The organism is Brucella sp. H1_1004 (assembly GCF_047308065.1).
Classification (GTDB): Bacteria; Pseudomonadota; Alphaproteobacteria; order Rhizobiales; family Rhizobiaceae; genus Brucella; species Brucella pseudogrignonensis_B.
Window position 1 is genome coordinate 2,106,649 of the sequence record NZ_JAYKZA010000002.1, and the last position, 17,957, is coordinate 2,124,605.

A 17,957-nucleotide genomic window follows, 5' to 3' on the forward strand; every position below is an offset into this window, starting at 1 on the left:
TATGAATATAGAGTTTGAACCCTTCCTCTCGTTGCCATGGCTGATTGGCATTCTCGCACCGCTGGCGCTACTCGTTTTGATAACGATATTCCTACGTATGCGCGGCGGAGTTATTCGTGGCCTTGCCGCCATTGCTCTTGCGCTGGCACTCCTCAACCCTGTCATCGTCAGCGAAGAACGTGAACCGCTGAAAAGCGTTGTGGCCGTTGTTGTTGATCGCAGCCAGAGCCAGCAACTGGGCGAACGCCGCGCCGATACAGATGCAGCGCTGAAAAGCGTGCAGGATCAGCTTGCCGCCCTGCCGCAATTTGAAACGCGTGTGGTGGAAGCAGCGGAACCCGGCAAGAACGATGATGGTTATGCAACGCGGCTATTCGGACCGCTTGCACGCACCTTGCTGGATGTTCCGCCATCGCGCGTTGCTGGCGCCATATTGATCACAGATGGTCAGGTGCATGATACTCCGGCCAGTAAGAACGCGCTCGGTTTTGACGCACCTGTTCATGCGTTGATTACAGGCAGGCCGGATGAGTTCGACCGCCGCATCAAATTCAACAAAGCGCCGCGCTATGGCATCAGCGGCAAACCGCTGGAAATGTCTTTCACTGTCATTGATGAAGGCAAAAGCTTAGGACAATCCGCACCTGTCGAAATTCGCGTTAATGGTGAGAAGGTCAGCGAAGAACAGGCAAGGGTCGGGCAGGAAACCCCGCTCACGATTGAACTGCCGCGCGCTGGCGTCAATATTGTCGAGATAACCACGCCAACACTTCCCGGCGAAGTGACCGATGCCAATAACCGCGCAGTCGCAACCATTGACGGAATTCGCGAAAATCTCCGCGTACTGCTGGTTTCGGGCGAGCCACATAATGGCGAACGCACATGGCGCAATCTGCTGAAATCCGATGCCGCCGTGGACCTCGTCCACTTCACGATTTTGCGCCCGCCGGAAAAGCAGGATGGCACACCAATCAACGAATTGTCGCTGATTGCCTTCCCAACACGCGAACTGTTCGTCGATAAGGTCAATGAGTTCGATCTCATCATTCTCGACCGCTATCAGCACCGCGATGTGCTGCCGTTGCTCTATTATGATTATATTGCGCAATATGTTGAAAATGGCGGCGCGCTGCTGGTAGCAGCAGGCCCGGAATATGCAAGCGATATGTCAATCGCGCGGACTCCGCTTTACAGTGCTCTGCCCGCCATGCCGACCGGCACCATCACGGAAAAAGCCTTTTATCCGCGCCTGACAGAGCTGGGCAAACGTCATCCGGTCACACGTGGTCTTGACGGCAGCGATCAGGAACCACCGCATTGGAGCCGCTGGTTCCGCACCATCGACATTGGTGAGCCACGTGGCGAAACCGTTATGAACGGCGCTGATGGTAAGCCGCTTTTGGTGCTCGACCGCGTCGGCAAAGGCCGCGTTGGCATGTTCCTGTCTGATCAGGGCTGGCTCTGGGCACGTGGCTTTGAAGGTGGTGGTCCCTATGCCTCGCTTTATCGTCGCATCGCGCACTGGCTGATGCAGGAACCGGAACTGGAAGAAGAAGCGCTGACCGCTGGCGGCAATGGCCGCACGCTCGCAATCCACCGCCAAACCATGGGCGATAATCCCGGTCAGGCAACAGTTACCACGCCATCGGGCAAAGAATTGCAGGTCAACCTCACACAGGGCAAACCCGGCCTATTCGACGGCACATTGCAGACCGATGAAATCGGTATTTTCCGTGTGAAGAATGGCGATCTGGAAACGCTTGCCCATGTCGGACCTGTGGATGCGCCTGAATTTTCAGACAGCATATCGACCACTGAACGCCTGCAACCAGTGGCAGATGCCACTGGCGGCTCGATCCATCGCGTGCATGAGAGTGCGGAAAGTTCTGTTGAGGTTCCAGCGATCACAGCTGTTGCGGCAGGCCGCGCGGCAAGCGGCAGCGGCTGGATTGGATTGCGCGAAACATCGGACACACAGCTTAAAAGCGTCAATCGTCTGCCACTATTTTCAGGATTGTTTGCGCTGGCCGCCCTGCTCTTTATCTTTGGCGGAATGTGGTATCGCGAGGGTCGGTAAACCGATCCCTCGCTTCCCCTCTTTTTAACTCTCAAACTCTGTTTGCGTGCTGAACAACGCCGCTCACGCCATTGAGCGCATTTGGCACAATCTCACAGGCAAGCATCCGACGCGGATCGACCGGCGCAGGCATGATCATTGAACCTGGTTGCACCATTTTGAAACCAAAAGGTGCATAGTAAGGTTCGTCCCCCACCAGAACAATCAGCTTGTGACCCGCGTTTTCAGCCGCCGCAATCGACATACGCATCAGCTTGCCGCCAATGCCCCGCTTCTTCCATTCAGGCCGCACAGCAAGCGGTCCAAGCAGCAAGGCTGGCGTCTTGCCAACCATAACAGGCGTCTGTCGTACCGATCCGACAACGATGCCCCCCATCAGCGCGACGAAGGACAGGTTCAGATCGTGCGGACCACCTTCACGAATGAAATGTGCCGCTTTGGTAAAACGTGCTGGACCAAAAGCCTCGGCATTAATCGCTTCGATCTCGATGTCGTGCGCCGCATTTTCCTGTGCGTAGGTCAGTTCAAGTTGCTGCATGGTGGATTTGCCTGAAGAGAGAGCTGGCGGACTAAAAAGCCCAATAGAATGCAATCTGCGCAGTTTGAGCGCAGTTCTAACTTTCATCGTCGGATGAAGCGCATTCCGGCCATTATTCTCTCCAGTGCGGCGTGATGAAACGATACCGCGATTTGAAAGTTGCCTAACACCAAATTGATCAGAGGTAAAACAAAATCTTTCAAAACGGCGGTTTAAATTTAGCTTTTTGGCACCGTTACGCACTGTTCACGCCTTGTTAGGCTGTCAATTGGCAGTTTTTGCCCTATTTTCCTTATCAAAAGGAGAAATCACATGGGACTTCTGGTTGACGGCAAATGGCAGGATGTCTGGTATGACACGAAAGCCACTAAAGGCCGTTTCGAGCGCTCGAAATCGCAGTTCAGAAACTGGGTCACAGCAGATGGAAGCGCAGGCCCAAGCGGCGAAGGCGGCTTTAAAGCCGAAGCTGACCGCTATCATCTCTACGTGTCTTATGCCTGCCCATGGGCGCACAGAACCCTGATTTTCCGCGCTTTGAAAAAGCTCGAAGACGTCATTTCTGTCTCCGTAGTGGATGCGCTGATGGCTGAAGAAGGCTGGACCTTCTATGGCACAACGGGCAGCACGGGTGACGCATTGTATGGCGCAAAACGTCTGCACGAAATTTACATGAAAGCTGATCCGCAGTACTCGGGCCGTGTGACGGTTCCTGTTCTTTGGGACAAGCAGCAAGAAACCATAGTTTCAAACGAGTCGTCTGAAATCATTCGCATGTTGAACAGTGCTTTTGACCAATTCGGCGATGCATCGCTTGATTTCTACCCGGAAGATCTACGTAGCGAAATCGATACGCTTAACGACTTCATCTATCCAAATATCAACAACGGCGTTTATCGCGCTGGCTTCGCCACGACACAGGACGCCTATGAGGAAGCCTTCGGGCAGGTATTCAGCGCGCTGGACACGCTGGAAGAGACGCTGTCAAAGAATCGCTATCTGACAGTTTCAAACCTTACCGAAGCCGACTGGCGTCTGTTTACAACGCTTGTGCGCTTTGACCCCGTCTATGTCGGGCATTTCAAATGCAATCTGCGCCGGATCGCCGATTATCCAAATCTCTCCAACTACACGCGTGCGCTTTATCAGGTTCCCGGTGTGGCTGAAACCGTGAATATGGAGCACATCAAGGGCCATTATTACCGCAGCCATAAGACGATCAACCCGACAGGTGTCGTTCCGCTCGGGCCTGAGATCGACTTTGCAGCACCGCATGACCGGGGCAGGTTCGCTAACTGAGCCTTTTCTGCAACAGTCCTTTCAGAACAGCTTTGTTTTCTAAAATCTTGGGCGCCTCTTTGATCCTGATCAATGGGGCGCTTTGCTGTGCAGTCCAGAGTGCACCCATCACTACCCAAGACTTTGAGACTCAGAACTTCAGGAGAGACTGATGAACCGCTTTGCCAAAGGGCTTCTCGCAGCAACAGCACTGACATTTGCAGCACCCGCAGCGTTCGCTGCTGACGCGATTGTCGCTCAGCCCGCGACCGAAATCGTTGCCGCTCCGCAGGCGCTGTCACCATGGCAGATCCGCGTGCGCGCACTTGGTGTTGTCGCTGAAAACAAGGGCTACGTAAACGGCGTTGATGGTTCTGGTCTCGATTACTCGAAGTCGATCACACCGGAACTCGACATCACCTACTACTTCACCGACAATCTGGCTGCTGAACTCATCCTCGGCACCACTTATGCCAATATCAATGGCACCGGCTCAATCGAAGGTCTCGGCAAGGTCGGAAAGGTCTGGATGCTGCCTCCAACGCTGACCATGCAGTATCACTTCACCAACTTTGGCGCTTTCAAGCCTTATGTTGGCGCAGGTGTGAACTATACAATTTTCTATAATCAGGATGCAGCAGGCGTTGATTATCTGAAAGTAAAGAACACCTTTGGCGGCGCGCTTCAGGTCGGCTTCGACTACATGCTTGATGAGCATTGGGGTATCAACTTCGACGTGAAAAAGCTGTTCCTCGAACCAAAGTTTGATGTCACAGTTGCCGGACAACCGATGACCGGCAAGGCCAAGCTCAATCCTTGGCTGATCGGTACAGGTATCACCTACCGCTTCTAAACAGAGATAAGGGCGCGAAAGCGCCCTTCACTTTACCAGTTTGGCAGTGGCTCCAGATCATGCAATGCCTCCTGCAAACGGCGCTTGGTGGAGGAAGTCGTTCCTACCGGCAAATTATCAAGCGGGAAGAAGCCTGCTTCCGCTATTTCCCTGTCACGCTGCTTTGGTTCGGTCTGCTCGAAAGCCCGACAGACATAAAGCGCCACGTGATCTCGTTTGGATGCATGCGCATTCTTATAAAGCGCGAACAGCTCAGGTCGTCCTGTCAGGCGAATATTGCCCTCCTCACGCAGCTCCTTTTCCAGCGCCTGCCCGAAGGTCTCGCCGCTATCCACCCCGCCGCCCGGCAATTGCCAGCCCGGAACATAGGTATGCTTCACCAGAAAAACGGAATTGTTCTTTTCATCAAAGACAATTGCCCTGACACCGAGCGTCATTGGGCGTCGCAGCAGAAAATAAGTATGAAATAAAAAATGGCGGAAGCGCATACCGTCAATCCTGAGCAAATGTCCTGCACGCATCATTGCACCAAAGACATCAATAAAAAGTCGCTAAATACGGTTTCGATTTAAAAAATAATACAGTACACCGAAACTATGTTTCGCCTCACCCATATTTCAGACATCCACCTGTCGCCGCTGCCCCGCATTCGCTATCGCGAGCTGGCATCAAAGCGCATCACCGGCTACATTAACTGGATGCGCAATCGCAAAGGTGCGATGCATGGGACCGTTTTGGATAATCTTATTGCCGATATGTTGGCCCAGAACCCAGATCATATTGCTGTAACCGGCGATCTGGTCAATCTGGCCCTCAATCTCGAAATCGATATTGCACATGACTGGCTGTTGAAACTAGGGGACCCGAACAATGTTTCGGTCGTCCCCGGCAACCACGATGCCTATGTGCCCGGTGCGCTGGATAAATCCTGCCGCAAATGGGAACCATGGATGCGTGGCGATGGCGTGGATAACCACGGCAAGCGACCTCTGTTTCCCTATATGCGCGAACGCGGACCCGTCGCAATGATCGGTGTATCATCTGCGCGTGCCACAGCGCCATTTATGGCGAGCGGCGATTTCCGCTCGGCACAGGCCAAACGTCTTGCGCTTGCGCTGGATGAAGCGGGGTCACGCGGACTGTTCCGCGTTGTGATGATCCATCATCCACCAATCCATGGCGCCACGCCAGCGCACAAACGGCTCTATGGCATTCGCCGCTTTCAGAAAGTCATAGCCAAGCATGGTGCCGAACTGGTCATCCATGGCCACACACATCTTGCAACGCGATATGACATTGATGGGCTAAACGGCAAAGTGCCCGTTATCTGTGTTCCATCAGCCAGTCAGAACTTTGGCGGGCATAAACCACCTGCACGTTATAACATCTTCGATATAGACCGGAAGCCGGAAGGCGGCTGGTCATGCCACTGGAAACAACACGGCATCGAAGATGAGAGCGAACGCATCATCAAAATTTCAGAGCAAATATTGTACTAAGGCATCCTGAAATAGCGGCAGTATTTCAGAATGCCTATAGATCAATCAAGCTAACCACTTGGTCGGTCTCATGCAGTTCACACACTACACTTTAATACTCGCGAAATGAAAAATCGCACTTCTTGAGCTTTGCGGCACGCTGCAATGCGGCCATTTCGCCTTTTAATCGCGCAACTTCCGCAGCCTTTATTCCATTGCCTTCATTAAAGAACAATATTGGCCAGAAGATCACCAAACCAACGCCCGTCTTGATCGCATCTTCAGTTGCTGCTGTATTTTGTCGGCCCATAGCCTTTGCTGCGCTCGTGGAAAGAAGAATGCCCTCACCAGCCAATGAGGAGCAGGAAAGCGTCTCATAAGGGGCTGATGATATATAACTTGGCTCGATCTTACTCGCACGCGAAGCGCATCCGTTTATAAAAAATAGCGGGCACAATAATAGTATAAGTTTGCTCATCGAACACCTAAATTAAAATAAATAATAATTTAGGTATATTTAATAATATGGTATTTTGATGGAAATATTATAACTTCAATATAAAGATATAATATAAATAATAAATTGCCAGTATAAATGAAGAAGGCGGCATGTATGCCGCCTTCTTTGTTTAACTACTTTGCAACCACGCGGTTGGCCGCTGAAACAATCGCTTCAAGCGAAGCACTCACAATGTTGTCGTTGATCCCCACACCGAACAATTTTCCGTCTGGATAAGCGACCTCAACATAGGAAATAGCGGCTGCATCCGAACCCTGTTTGAGTGAATGCTCGGAATAATCGATAACCGACATCTTCACGCCGAGATATTTCGACAGCGCATCGATAAAGCCATCAATCGGACCTGTGCCTTTGCCTTCGATATTCTTCGTCACGCCGTTATCGGTGATTTCAGCCGTGAGAATACGACGACCCTTCTGATCCGGATCAGGATAGGTGTGGTGATCCACAAACTTGATACGGCCTTCTGCCTGCTCCACATAGAGCTTCTGGAACTCTTCGTGAATGCGCTTCGACGGCAGTTCCTTGCCTTCATCATCCGTGATGTTCTGGATGATTTCGCGGAACTCAACCTGCAAATTGCGCGGCAGATTCAATCCGTAATCCGCCTGCAAGATATAAGCGATACCGCCCTTGCCCGACTGCGAATTGATGCGAATAATCGCCTCGTAAGAACGGCCAACATCCTGCGGATCGATTGGCAGATAAGGCACTTCCCAGATCGGCGAATTGGCGGTCTTGCGAACCTTCATGCCCTTGTTGATCGCATCCTGATGCGAACCGGAGAAAGCCGTATAGACCAGCTCGCCCACATAAGGATGACGCTCGGCAATCTTCAGCTGGTTTGAATATTCGTAGACATCTTTCATGCGATTGATGTCACGGCAATCCAGCTCAGGATCGATTCCTTGCGTGTACATATTGAGAGCCAGCGTCACCACATCGACATTGCCGGTGCGCTCGCCATTGCCAAACAAGGTGCCTTCAACACGGTCAGCACCAGCCATCAGGCCCAGTTCGGTGGCAGCAATGCCCGTGCCACGATCATTATGCGGATGCAGCGAAATGATCAGGTTTTCGCGATTGTCGAGGTTGCGGCACATCCATTCAATCTGGTCGGCATAAACATTGGGTGTGTTCATTTCGACAGTCGATGGCAAATTCAAAATCAGCTTGTTTTCAGCAGTTGGCTTGACGATTTCCGTCACCGCGTTGCAGATTTCCAGCGCCACATCCAGCTCGGTGCCGGTAAAGCTTTCCGGCGAATACTGGAAGCGATAGCCACCGCCTGCTTTCGCCGCCATATCCATGATCATCTTGGCGGCATCGGTCGCGATCTGCTTGATGCCCTTGACGTCCTTGTTGAAAACAACGCGACGCTGCAATTCACTGGTCGAATTGTAGAAGTGGATGATCGGTGTCTTGGCCCCTTCCAGCGCTTCAAAAGTGCGCGTGATCAATTCAGGGCGGCACTGCACCAGCACCTGCAAATCGACTTCATCGGGTGTTTCGCCCTGCTCAATTGCCCAGCGGCAGAAGTCAAAATCGGTCTGAGAAGCCGATGGGAAGCCAATTTCAATTTCCGGGAAACCCATATCGACCAGCAGACGGAACATACGTTCTTTGCGGTCGTGGCCCATCGGGTCAATCAACGCCTGATTGCCATCGCGCAGATCGACTGAACACCAGATCGGTGCCTTTTCGATGCGCTTTGCAGGCCATGTGCGATCATCGAGCTTCGGGAACGGGAATGGCGTATATTTCACAGCCGCATCAGGCATGCCTTTAGTCTTCACGGCGGAGACAGTCGTATTTGGATTATGGTTCATGGTCATCTCATCCTCCCGGCGTACTCAACAGTTCTGTACTGTCATAACGACCCGGTCATAGCTTCTTAAAATTCAAATTCGGATTTTGGGAAAGGAGCATGCGTCAGCGGGACTTCATCGACCGCCGGACGCTCCTTTCAACGAGCCCGGCGATCGCCGCTAAGGCCGAGTGTAAGAAGCGAGTTTAGAACGCAAACGTTCACGCGCGCGCTGAAAGCGGCGGCAGAATGTTCCAAAGATGTTGCGTCCTTCATAACCATGTCGATGCTTTTACACCTGAGGTTTGAAACGTGCAAGCTGCTAATTTGTCTTATGCAAACGGCACAGAACTCGTGCCAATCGGCAGCTTTGCCTCGTCTTCCGGTTCAACGTGAATCACGATTCGCGCACTATCGATCTGCGCTTTGAGCGCATCTTCGATTCGGTCACAGATAACATGCGCATCACCAACACTCATATCTGCGGCCACAACCAGATGAAACTCAATGAAGGTAACGCGGCCCGCAATGCGGGTCTTGAGATCATGCACCTCAATCGCACCACCGGCATTGGCCGAAATCACATCACGAATGCGCATTTCTTCCGCCGGCTCGACACCGATATCCATCAGGCCCTGTACGGATTTATTGATAACACCCCAGCCCTGCCAGAGAATGTTGATTGCGACCAGAATTGCCAGCAACGGATCAAGGATCGCCCAACCCGTAAGAACCGCACCGACAAGACCAACAAGCACACCGACCGAGGTGAAAACATCGGTCATAATATGCTGTCCATCTGCTTCAAGAGCAGGTGAACGCGCACTCCGCCCCGTGCGGATCAGGAGCGTTGCCCAGAGAGCATTGATCGCGGCGGCGCCCATGTTGATCGCAAGGCCAAGCCATGGTTCATCCATTTGGTGGGGTGCCTGCAGCGCAGACCATGCCTCTTTCACAATCAGCAAAGACGCAATCGTGATCAAAACACCTTCGACAACTGCTGAAATATATTCAGCCTTGTGGTGTCCAAACGGGTGATTACCGTCTGCAGGCTTATGACTGACACTGATCGCCCACCATGCACCGAAGGCCGCGATGACATTAACGATGGATTCCAGAGCGTCCGAATAAAGCGCGACAGAGCCGGTCAGCGCATAGGCCAGATATTTCAGCCCCATAACGCCCAGTGCAACAGGAATCGACCAAGCGGCGAGCCGCCGAACTTTTACATTCGCGTTCATCATGAACCTTCAGATACTTTAATTCTTATCCCGACAAGCGGGTTCAGGCTAACGAGAGGCCTATTGCGCATTCACTCCGGCAAAGCCGGCAAGCAGCATTTCGATGGGCGTTCTATAGCGCATAAAATCAAGAATTCGAAACCCTGATTTTTCACTTCACGCATTTAATTTTCTCTTGCGAATGCAATGCATTACAGTTGCAAATGGTTCGCTAAAGCAGATCTAAAAAACCATGATTTTATAACCAGATAAATACAAAACCGGCCGCAGCTTTCACCACGGCCGGCTTTTTGTTTTGCAACTCAAAAACGCAGTTAGTAGTTGCTGCGACGCGCTTTGTGCTTGCCCGCCAGATGCGTGACGACATTTTCGATCATTCGCATACCCGCATTATGACCCAGCGTCATGATAGATTCGGGATGGAACTGCACCGCCGCAACAGGCTCTTTCTTATGTTCAAAAGCCATGATGACACCGTCTTCCGTTTCTGCCGTAACCAGAAAATCATCGGGCAGCCGTTCAGGATCAGCAAAGATCGAGTGGTAACGACCCACCGTTATCTCCTTTGGCAGTCCTGAGAAAATACGCTCCGGCTTTGAAACGCGGATGCGTGACGGCTTTCCATGCATCGGAATGCGAAGCTGGCGAAGCGTCCCGCCATAGGCTTCCGCGAGTGCCTGAAGACCAAGACAGACGCCGAAGATCGGCAGCTCACGCTTTCGTGCTTTCTCAATAGTCGCTTTGCAATCGAAATCCTGCGGCGTGCCCGGTCCGGGCGACAGCACGACCAGATCAGGTTGAATGCGGTCGAACACCTCATCTGCGACAGGCGAGCGCACCGTCGAAACCGTTGCTCCCGTCTGACGGAAGTAGTTGGCGAGCGTGTGCACGAAGGAATCTTCATGATCGACCAACAGGATCGAAATCCCCTCGCCGACCTTTGCCGCAACGCGTTCCTCGGCAACCTGGTTGCTCTTCTGCGCTTCGCGCACAGCAGCGATCATTGCGGATGCTTTCAGTTCGGTTTCTGCTTCTTCCTCTTCCGGATTGGAATCGAACAACAGCGTTGCACCGGCGCGAATCTCTGCCACGCCTTCCTTGATGCGGATGGTGCGCAGCGTGAGGCCAGTATTCATATCGCCGTTGAAGTGCATCATACCGACAGCACCACCATACCATGCACGCGGACTGCGCTCGTATTCTTCGAGGAAACGCATGGCCCAAAGTTTTGGCGCACCAGTCACAGTCACAGCCCATGCATGGCTGAGGAAGCCATCAAAAGCATCCATGCCATCACGCAGTCGACCTTCGATGTGATCCACTGTATGGATCAGACGCGAATACATTTCGATCTGACGGCGACCGATCACACGTACCGAGCCCGGTTCACAGACCCGACTCTTATCATTACGATCCACATCCGAACACATCGTCAGCTCGGACTCGTCCTTCTTGGAGTTGAGCAGCTTCAAAATCTGTTCGGAGTCTGAAATTGCATCTTCACCGCGCTTGATCGTGCCCGAAATCGGGCAGGTCTCGATACGGCGACCATTGACACGCACGAACATTTCCGGCGATGCGCCAACGAGATACTCGTTTTCACCCAGATTGATGAAGAACGAATAAGGCGATGGATTGATCGACTTCAGACGACGGAAAATCTCTGATGGTGCCGTATGGCAGCGCTCGTAAAAAGTCTGTCCCGGCACGACTTCAAACAGATCACCGCGCTTGAAGCTATCCTTTGCGCGTTCAACCAGCTTGGCATATTCGCCCGGATTATGATCGCCGCGTGGCAGGTCACGCTCGGCAGGTTTGAAAGCCTGTACCGGCGTCGCGCGTGCAAGATCATGCGTCGAGGAACCGCCACAGCTGAACTCGTAGCGATCCACCCAGGCGCGCGCCGAGTAGTGATCCGCCACAAAGATTTCGTCGGGGATGAACAGCACCAGATCGCGCTGATCGTCGGGACGCTTCAGCTTGTACTGGATCGGATCGAACTGGAATGCGAGATCATAGCCGAACGCACCATAAAGGCCGAGATTTGCATCTTCTTCGGAGAAGAAAAGGCCTACAATTGCCCGCAATACGGTGAAAACCGAAGGTATGCGCGAACGCTCTTCTTCGGTGAATGTGCCGGTGGGTTCAGCAATCGTCAGCTCGATACGATCTTCATCGGCCTTATCGACCTTCACTTCGGCCAGCGCCTGAACCGTCTTTAAGACGGGACGCAGCAAGATTGTACCGCGCTTGTTCAGCGCTTCAATGCGCATCTGACGCGCGCGTGACGTGATTACGACCGGCGGATCTACAATTGCCGTATCCCATCGCGTATAGCGGCCCGGATATTCGTAATTGGAAGAAAACACCGCGCCGCGCCGCTCATTGAGAGCATCGATATAAGTCTCGATGGCTCCCTTATAAGCAGTCAGATGGCGCACACGTTCGACAACAATGCCGCCCGCTGTTTCGTGCGTGAATATCTCGCTATCCGCAATCTTCGCATTCATGACTGGCAATTCCCAAGTGTTATTCGTTATCGAGCACTTCCAAGGCTCAGGCCCCTCAACCAAAGCGCACCGTGCTTCGGCTTTTTATGCTCACATGCATTTCCCCCATAACCGGTTTCCACTTTTGGGAGACATGTGATGGTCTTATTCAAACAGCCAAACAAAAAGGCCGCCCGGATAATCCCAGCGGCCTGTTTCTAAACGCAAATGCACAAACGCCTGCGTGGCCGCTTTTAGCGAGCCCACCACCAGATTTTTGTTTCAATGCGCGAAATGTTCATGGCGATACTGTTAGCCTTCCCTTGCATCGCTTGCAACTGGAAAATTCAAGCCTTGTTCGCTCTCTTCACACTAAGCATAACGCTGACTGCACAAAGAAAATCCGGATCCAATGAAGCGATCCGGATTTTCCCTTTGCCCTTAATGAGGACAACTATGATGAAAGTTAGCAGGCACCTTTCATCAAGCCTAAACGGGCACCGCCCAAAATGCCAAATGTATAAGTATAATATGACTTTTAATATGCAGGGACATTACCATAGGTTGTATATTCATTGCAACTATAAAGTGTATTAAATTGATCAACAGACTTATATCGGCCGTTGGCAACGCATATTTCGAGCTGTCAACGTTATCAGCACTTCACAAGAAACAAACAAAAAATGATATATCAGGAGTTTTGTATGAGCGATTAAACATTTTCGCCTTGCGTCCGCCGCCAATTTCGGATTCATTTCCGTCGCAGATCATTTGCAAACAAACAAAAAGAGCCGTTCTTGCAGGCGGTCAAATGGGGACATCAATGAAGAATCTCGATGGGGTGGACAGAAGCATTCTGTCTGCACTTCAGGAAAATGGCCGACTGACCAACACTGAACTTTCTGATCGTATCAATCTTTCGCAAACAGCAACTGCTGAGCGCGTCAAACGCTTGACCCGTGAAGGCTATATTCTGGGCTATTCGGCGCATCTGTCGCCAAAAATGCTTGATCGCTCAATGCTGGTTTTCATTGAAATCAAGCTGGACCGCACCACGCCGGAAGTGTTTGAAACCTTCTCCACATTCACACGCAGCAATCCCGACATTCTGGAATGCCATATGGTGGCAGGTGGCTTCGATTATCTGATCAAAGCGCGGGTTACAGATATGGACCACTATCGGCGATTTCTTTCTGAAGCGCTGCTCTCCCTTCCCGGCGTGCGCGAATCCCATACCTACGCAGTGATGGAAGAAGTCAAAGAAACATCGCATATTGCGGTTTAGTTTAGCGTCGGCCTTTCTTCGCACACCACCCAACACGGCATACAGACTTAATTTGATATATTGCCAGAGGTATCATACGGGTATATACCCGCATTATGACAAATTCCTGCATATGTATTCATTTGCGTCAGGCAGCACGGAAAACCTCGGCCATTTATGACGAGGCACTGGCACCGCTTGGTATCAGCGTGGCGCAGTTCAGTCTGCTGAGAAAAATCGCGCGTGCCAAAACGATCTCGCTCACAGAACTGGCAGGCATTGCCGAACTTGATCGTTCGACAATGGGACGCAATGCAAAGGTCTTGCAGAAACTGGGCTTGATTGAGCCTGCTTCCAGCGATGATCATCGTGAAACCACGATAGCACTGAGCAATGAGGGCTATAGACTGGTCAAACAAGGTGAACCTTTGTGGGATCAGGCACAAAAAGAAATTGAAGTGCGACTTGGGCCCAAAGGTGTCGAACAACTTCAAACTCTTCTCGATGCCTTGTGATGATTGCCCATTGGGCTTGATTGAAAACAATGACTGAAACCTGCAACGTTTCTAAATAGCCTGCGGCTTCCCCTTGAAATTTCTTACCGGGCGAAATCCAGCCGAAACAGAAAGTACCGAAGATGATCTCTTCCCGCCTAGCCAGCTTTCTTGCACAGAGAAACATTCATTACGGATGGGTCATTGCCGGTATCACGTTTCTGACGATGCTGGCGACGGCGGCGGCCATGGGATCCGCTGGGATATTGATTGAGCCACTCCAACAGGAGTTTGGCTGGACCAATGCCAATATTTCATTCGCTATGGCGCTGCGCCTCGTGCTGTTCGGTCTGATGGGTCCATTTGCTGCTGCTTTCATGAACCAGTTTGGCCTGCGCCGCGTGGTCATGACGGCGCTTTTCATGATCTCATTTGGGCTTGTTGGCTCAATTTTCATGACTGAGCAATGGCAAATGGTAGCACTCTGGGGTGTCATCATCGGTCTTGGCACCGGCATGACGGCGCTTGTCCTTGGTGCTACAGTTGCTGCGCGCTGGTTTGAGAAGCGTCGCGGTCTCGTCGTGGGCATGATGACGGCCAGCAATGCAACAGGTCAGCTTATTTTCATGCCAATTCTGGCAAGCGTCAGCCAGAATATCGGCTGGCGTTCGTCACTGGTCATTGTCATTGCATTTCTGCTGGCAGCCCTCGTGCTAGTGCTGGTATTGATGCGGGATAAACCTTCGGATGTCGGCCTCAAGCCCTATGGCCGTACAGCGCCGATGCCTGCACCGGAACCAAAGAAACAGTTTGGCGCCATGCTGCTGTCTCCACTCGTGACGCTGCGTGAAGCCTCATCGACAACCACTTTCTGGGTCTTGTTTCTCACGTTTTTCGTCTGCGGTTTTTCGACGAACGGCCTGATCCAGACACACTGGATAGCGCTTTGCGGCGATTATGGCATCGTTCCTGTCGGTGCTGCCGGGATACTGGCAGTCATCGGTGCTTTCGATCTGATCGGCACCATAGCGTCCGGCTGGCTTACCGACCGCTATGATAATCGCTGGCTTCTGTTCTGGTTCTACGCGTTGCGCGGTCTTTCGCTAATTTATCTGACTTTCACTGATTTTTCGATCTACGAACTCGCACTCTTTGCGGTCTTCTACGGCCTCGATTGGGTTGCAACCGTACCCCCAACCGTCAAGCTTGCAGCGGAGAAATTCGGCCCTGAAAAAGCGGGAATGGTCTTTGGCTGGGTCTTCACCGGCCATCAGGTGGGAGCCGCAGCAGCAGCCGCCTTTGCAGGCGTCGTCCGCACGGATTACGACAGCTACACGCCAGCTCTCATTCTGGCCGGAGCGATGTGTTTTGCAGCTGCCGCGATGGTGTTCCTGATCAATCGCCCGAAATTGCAAACAGCGTTTCAAGCGTCATAATGAGCATCGCCCCAATCAGCGCGACGAGCCCAACGGAAAAGCTCACCGTCTCGCTTGGTCAGAAGCACATCTTCGGCAGAGCCATCATCCTTGCAAAGTTTGATGGTCACCTTGCCGCCGCCAACACGTGTTGGCGCGATGACCCGTGCTGATGCCGCAAGCGAAGGATCACGCGTCGCCGCGAGATAGACGAACTTCTCGTCTTCCCACGGCACGTCTGCATCTTTGGTCAGACGATGAATCCGCGAACGCGCAACACGGCGGGAAAAGTGGCACCAGTCGGGTGAGACAATCGGACAATCAAACTGATGGGTGCAAGGGGCTGCGATATGTGCGCCTTGTTCCAAAAGCACAGCACGCGCATCAAGAATGCGCTGCCAGCCAGCTGGTGTTCCCGGTTCCACAATCACAAACAAATGTTGCGCCGAAGTCCAGAGCTTTTCCACCAGTGCCTTGCGGTCAAGCGGTGCCAGTTCATCGAGCACATAAGCAATCGTCACCAGATCAGCCTGCGGCAGATCCGGCTTTTCTTTAATCAGATCTGCGGCCCGCCATTCGGTTTGAATTCCGATGTTTTCTGCAAGTTTGCTGCCCACAGTGCGGATTGCCGGGCTTGCTTCGATCATTGTAGCGGATTGCAGATCAGGCCAGCAATCGCTGGCGGCCCACAGTGCAGTCCCCGGACCGCACCCCACATCAAGCATTGTCTGGGGCACGAAGTCGGGGCAGACGTCCGCAACACTCTCCAAGCTTGCACGCACGGCGGCATAGGTCGCAGGAAGACGCGCCGCCAGATAGGCCTTGGCAGCAAGATCATCCGAAATATGCAGCCGTCCATCGCGGGTTTCCGCGCGATAACGCCGCGACAAAACCTCGGATGCGCGTTTCAAATCCGACAATGCAACGCCCTCAAGCGCAGTATCGACGGCCTGACGCAGTCTTGATGGCAACTCCATTCTATATCAGCGCTCCAGAACCTGCTTGATATCCACCAGATTGGAACGCACGCGCAGAATGTAAAAACCCATCGTTGTCAGATGCGATGGCGTAAACCACGCGTCAGGATTGCCGTTGGACACGATAAATGGCTGCATATCGAGCGCCGAACGCAACTGCCGTTCCATTTCGTCCCAGACTCCATCGAGGTGCTTTTCCGCCAGCACGCCACGGAAATCGGAATGGGCTGCACGCAGCAGGCCGTAATAGGCATAAAGCTGGCCATAAGCGAACCAGAAACGGTCATCGGCACGCGTATCGAACCATCCCGCATGATAGTTCTCTGCGCGATCCTTGAGGATTGCGGACGTCGAACCAAGATCACTCGCGATACGATCAACAAACTGGATCAGGTTATCTGCACGCGCATCAAAGGTTGCCTGGCAATTTTCCAGACGTGTATTGAACGAGCGCAAATCTTTAATCGCTGAACGATAATAGCTTGGCGTCGGTGTCTTTGGTCCAAATGGACTCAAGCCGAAATACCATGAATCTTCAGCAAACTGGAGGTTACCGCGTGCCTTCTGCAAATCATTGTCGATCTGCGAGGTGCCGCGCAGACGCCCGATATTGTCCACGAGTTCAATGGCCGTGCGTCTAACAGCGGCATTGATACCGCGCTGGAACGACGCTTTGTTATCGAGAAACGGCGTGCGGTCCCAGTCGATGCCAAAGAAACCAAGCTTGTAAAGCAGCATGGACGAAATCCATGCATTCTGATTCACGTTGAAATCAGTCAGATCAGCGGCAACTTCGGCGATAGCAGATGGCGAACACTTGCGCGCGGTCGACGGAATTTGCGCCGCCTGCATAGGCTGCGTCTCAGTCTCCTGCTGCGTTGTCGCATCGGCATCGCCGGCAGCAGGTGTCGTGTCAGTCCCGCTTGCACTGTTGTCAGAAGGAGTGGGCGTTGCAGCCAACGGCGCAACAGGCGCGGTCGACACTTGCTCACCGGGCGTCACAGCATCTTGATAGCTGTATTTGGCGGGGTAATCAGGATTGAAATTCGTCCAGACCTGCGTTTGCCAGATGAAATAGACATAAAGACCGCCAAAGACGACCACGAGCAACGCAATTGCAACTTTCCACAAATTTCCGAGTTTAAGAAAAAGCCGCCACATCGCGCCAAGCGGCACGGCAATCACTCGCGCCAGTGCTGCAATAAAACGGCCAAGGAAGGAGAAAAAGCCCTGAACTGCATTCCACACGATATAAAATCCTTCCTGCTGCCTGCAATTGCAGGCTCTCTGGCGCTCTCGTTCAACCAGCAACACTGCATCTGAAATGCAACGATCACCAGCCGGAAAATACTGCCGCTTGTCTCATTCTTCAAATAGAGTGTGGCGAGCTTTTCGACAACCATTGAGCAGCACCTCGCGCCAATTATCGCAGCTTTTCCTGTTGCGAGGGTTGAAACGAAACAAGCGGTGGGTAACATGGCACTCAGTCACCCCGCTTCGGCCAGAATTCTTTACGCGCCGATTTTTTG

Annotated in this window: 15 protein-coding genes; 7 read left to right on the plus strand and 8 right to left on the minus strand. The window is 52.5% G+C overall.

Annotation, left to right across the window (positions count from 1 at the left end; all coding sequences use genetic code 11):
* Position 1 precedes the first annotated feature (1 nt).
* Positions 2–2,077: a hypothetical protein gene (locus U2P60_RS17610; RefSeq protein WP_413573521.1), complete on the plus strand. Its 2,076-nt coding sequence runs from the start codon at positions 2–4 to the stop codon at positions 2,075–2,077.
* A 31-nt stretch (positions 2,078–2,108) separates the two neighbouring features.
* Here U2P60_RS17610 and U2P60_RS17615 read toward each other — a convergent pair whose 3' ends face one another.
* Positions 2,109–2,615 carry a GNAT family N-acetyltransferase gene (locus U2P60_RS17615; RefSeq protein WP_413573522.1) on the minus strand — a complete coding sequence of 169 codons (507 nt, stop codon included), beginning with the start codon at positions 2,613–2,615 and terminating at the stop codon, positions 2,109–2,111.
* A 312-nt stretch (positions 2,616–2,927) separates the two neighbouring features.
* Here U2P60_RS17615 and U2P60_RS17620 point away from each other — a divergent pair, with 312 nt between their 5' ends.
* On the plus strand, positions 2,928–3,911 hold the full coding sequence (locus tag U2P60_RS17620) for a glutathione S-transferase family protein (protein ID WP_413573523.1): 984 nt from the start codon (positions 2,928–2,930) through the stop codon (positions 3,909–3,911).
* Between the two features lie 151 nt (positions 3,912–4,062).
* Positions 4,063–4,743 carry an OmpW/AlkL family protein gene (locus U2P60_RS17625; protein ID WP_413573524.1) on the plus strand — a complete coding sequence of 227 codons (681 nt, stop codon included), beginning with the start codon at positions 4,063–4,065 and terminating at the stop codon, positions 4,741–4,743.
* A 32-nt stretch (positions 4,744–4,775) separates the two neighbouring features.
* Here U2P60_RS17625 and U2P60_RS17630 read toward each other — a convergent pair whose 3' ends face one another.
* Positions 4,776–5,231, minus strand: coding sequence for an NUDIX domain-containing protein (locus tag U2P60_RS17630; protein ID WP_313826886.1), 456 nt, complete (start codon positions 5,229–5,231; stop codon positions 4,776–4,778).
* A 108-nt stretch (positions 5,232–5,339) separates the two neighbouring features.
* Between U2P60_RS17630 and U2P60_RS17635 the strand changes: the two genes are divergently transcribed.
* On the plus strand, positions 5,340–6,242 hold the full coding sequence (locus U2P60_RS17635) for a metallophosphoesterase family protein (protein ID WP_413573525.1): 903 nt from the start codon (positions 5,340–5,342) through the stop codon (positions 6,240–6,242).
* A 91-nt stretch (positions 6,243–6,333) separates the two neighbouring features.
* Here U2P60_RS17635 and U2P60_RS17640 read toward each other — a convergent pair whose 3' ends face one another.
* From U2P60_RS17640 to U2P60_RS17655, 4 genes are all read right to left on the minus strand, one after another.
* Positions 6,334–6,531, minus strand: coding sequence for a hypothetical protein (locus U2P60_RS17640; protein WP_313826888.1), 198 nt, complete (start codon positions 6,529–6,531; stop codon positions 6,334–6,336).
* A gap of 323 nt (positions 6,532–6,854) precedes the next feature.
* Positions 6,855–8,576 carry a 2-isopropylmalate synthase gene (gene leuA / locus U2P60_RS17645; RefSeq protein WP_413573526.1) on the minus strand — a complete coding sequence of 574 codons (1,722 nt, stop codon included), beginning with the start codon at positions 8,574–8,576 and terminating at the stop codon, positions 6,855–6,857.
* A 304-nt stretch (positions 8,577–8,880) separates the two neighbouring features.
* Entirely contained in the window at positions 8,881–9,789 is a 909-nt protein-coding gene (locus U2P60_RS17650) for a cation diffusion facilitator family transporter (protein ID WP_413573859.1), read from the minus strand.
* A 314-nt stretch (positions 9,790–10,103) separates the two neighbouring features.
* A complete protein-coding gene (locus U2P60_RS17655; RefSeq protein WP_413573527.1) occupies positions 10,104–12,299 on the minus strand; it encodes an anthranilate synthase component I in 2,196 nt (731 codons plus the stop codon).
* 802 nt (positions 12,300–13,101) lie between these two features.
* Between U2P60_RS17655 and U2P60_RS17660 the strand changes: the two genes are divergently transcribed.
* The 3 genes from U2P60_RS17660 (at position 13,102) to U2P60_RS17670 (ending at position 15,472) form a co-directional block, all read left to right on the plus strand.
* Positions 13,102–13,563: an Lrp/AsnC ligand binding domain-containing protein gene (locus tag U2P60_RS17660; protein ID WP_313826891.1), complete on the plus strand. Its 462-nt coding sequence runs from the start codon at positions 13,102–13,104 to the stop codon at positions 13,561–13,563.
* 95 nt (positions 13,564–13,658) lie between these two features.
* On the plus strand, positions 13,659–14,057 hold the full coding sequence (locus U2P60_RS17665) for a MarR family winged helix-turn-helix transcriptional regulator (protein WP_313826892.1): 399 nt from the start codon (positions 13,659–13,661) through the stop codon (positions 14,055–14,057).
* Between the two features lie 122 nt (positions 14,058–14,179).
* On the plus strand, positions 14,180–15,472 hold the full coding sequence (locus U2P60_RS17670) for an MFS transporter (RefSeq protein ID WP_313826893.1): 1,293 nt from the start codon (positions 14,180–14,182) through the stop codon (positions 15,470–15,472).
* Here U2P60_RS17670 and U2P60_RS17675 read toward each other — a convergent pair.
* Entirely contained in the window at positions 15,460–16,428 is a 969-nt protein-coding gene (locus U2P60_RS17675; protein ID WP_413573528.1) for a small ribosomal subunit Rsm22 family protein, read from the minus strand. The two genes, U2P60_RS17670 and U2P60_RS17675, sit on opposite strands and share 13 nt — an antisense overlap.
* A gap of 6 nt (positions 16,429–16,434) precedes the next feature.
* Positions 16,435–17,676, minus strand: a complete 1,242-nt coding sequence (locus tag U2P60_RS17680; protein WP_413573529.1) for a DUF2333 family protein — start codon at positions 17,674–17,676, stop codon at positions 16,435–16,437.
* Positions 17,677–17,957 lie beyond the last annotated feature (281 nt).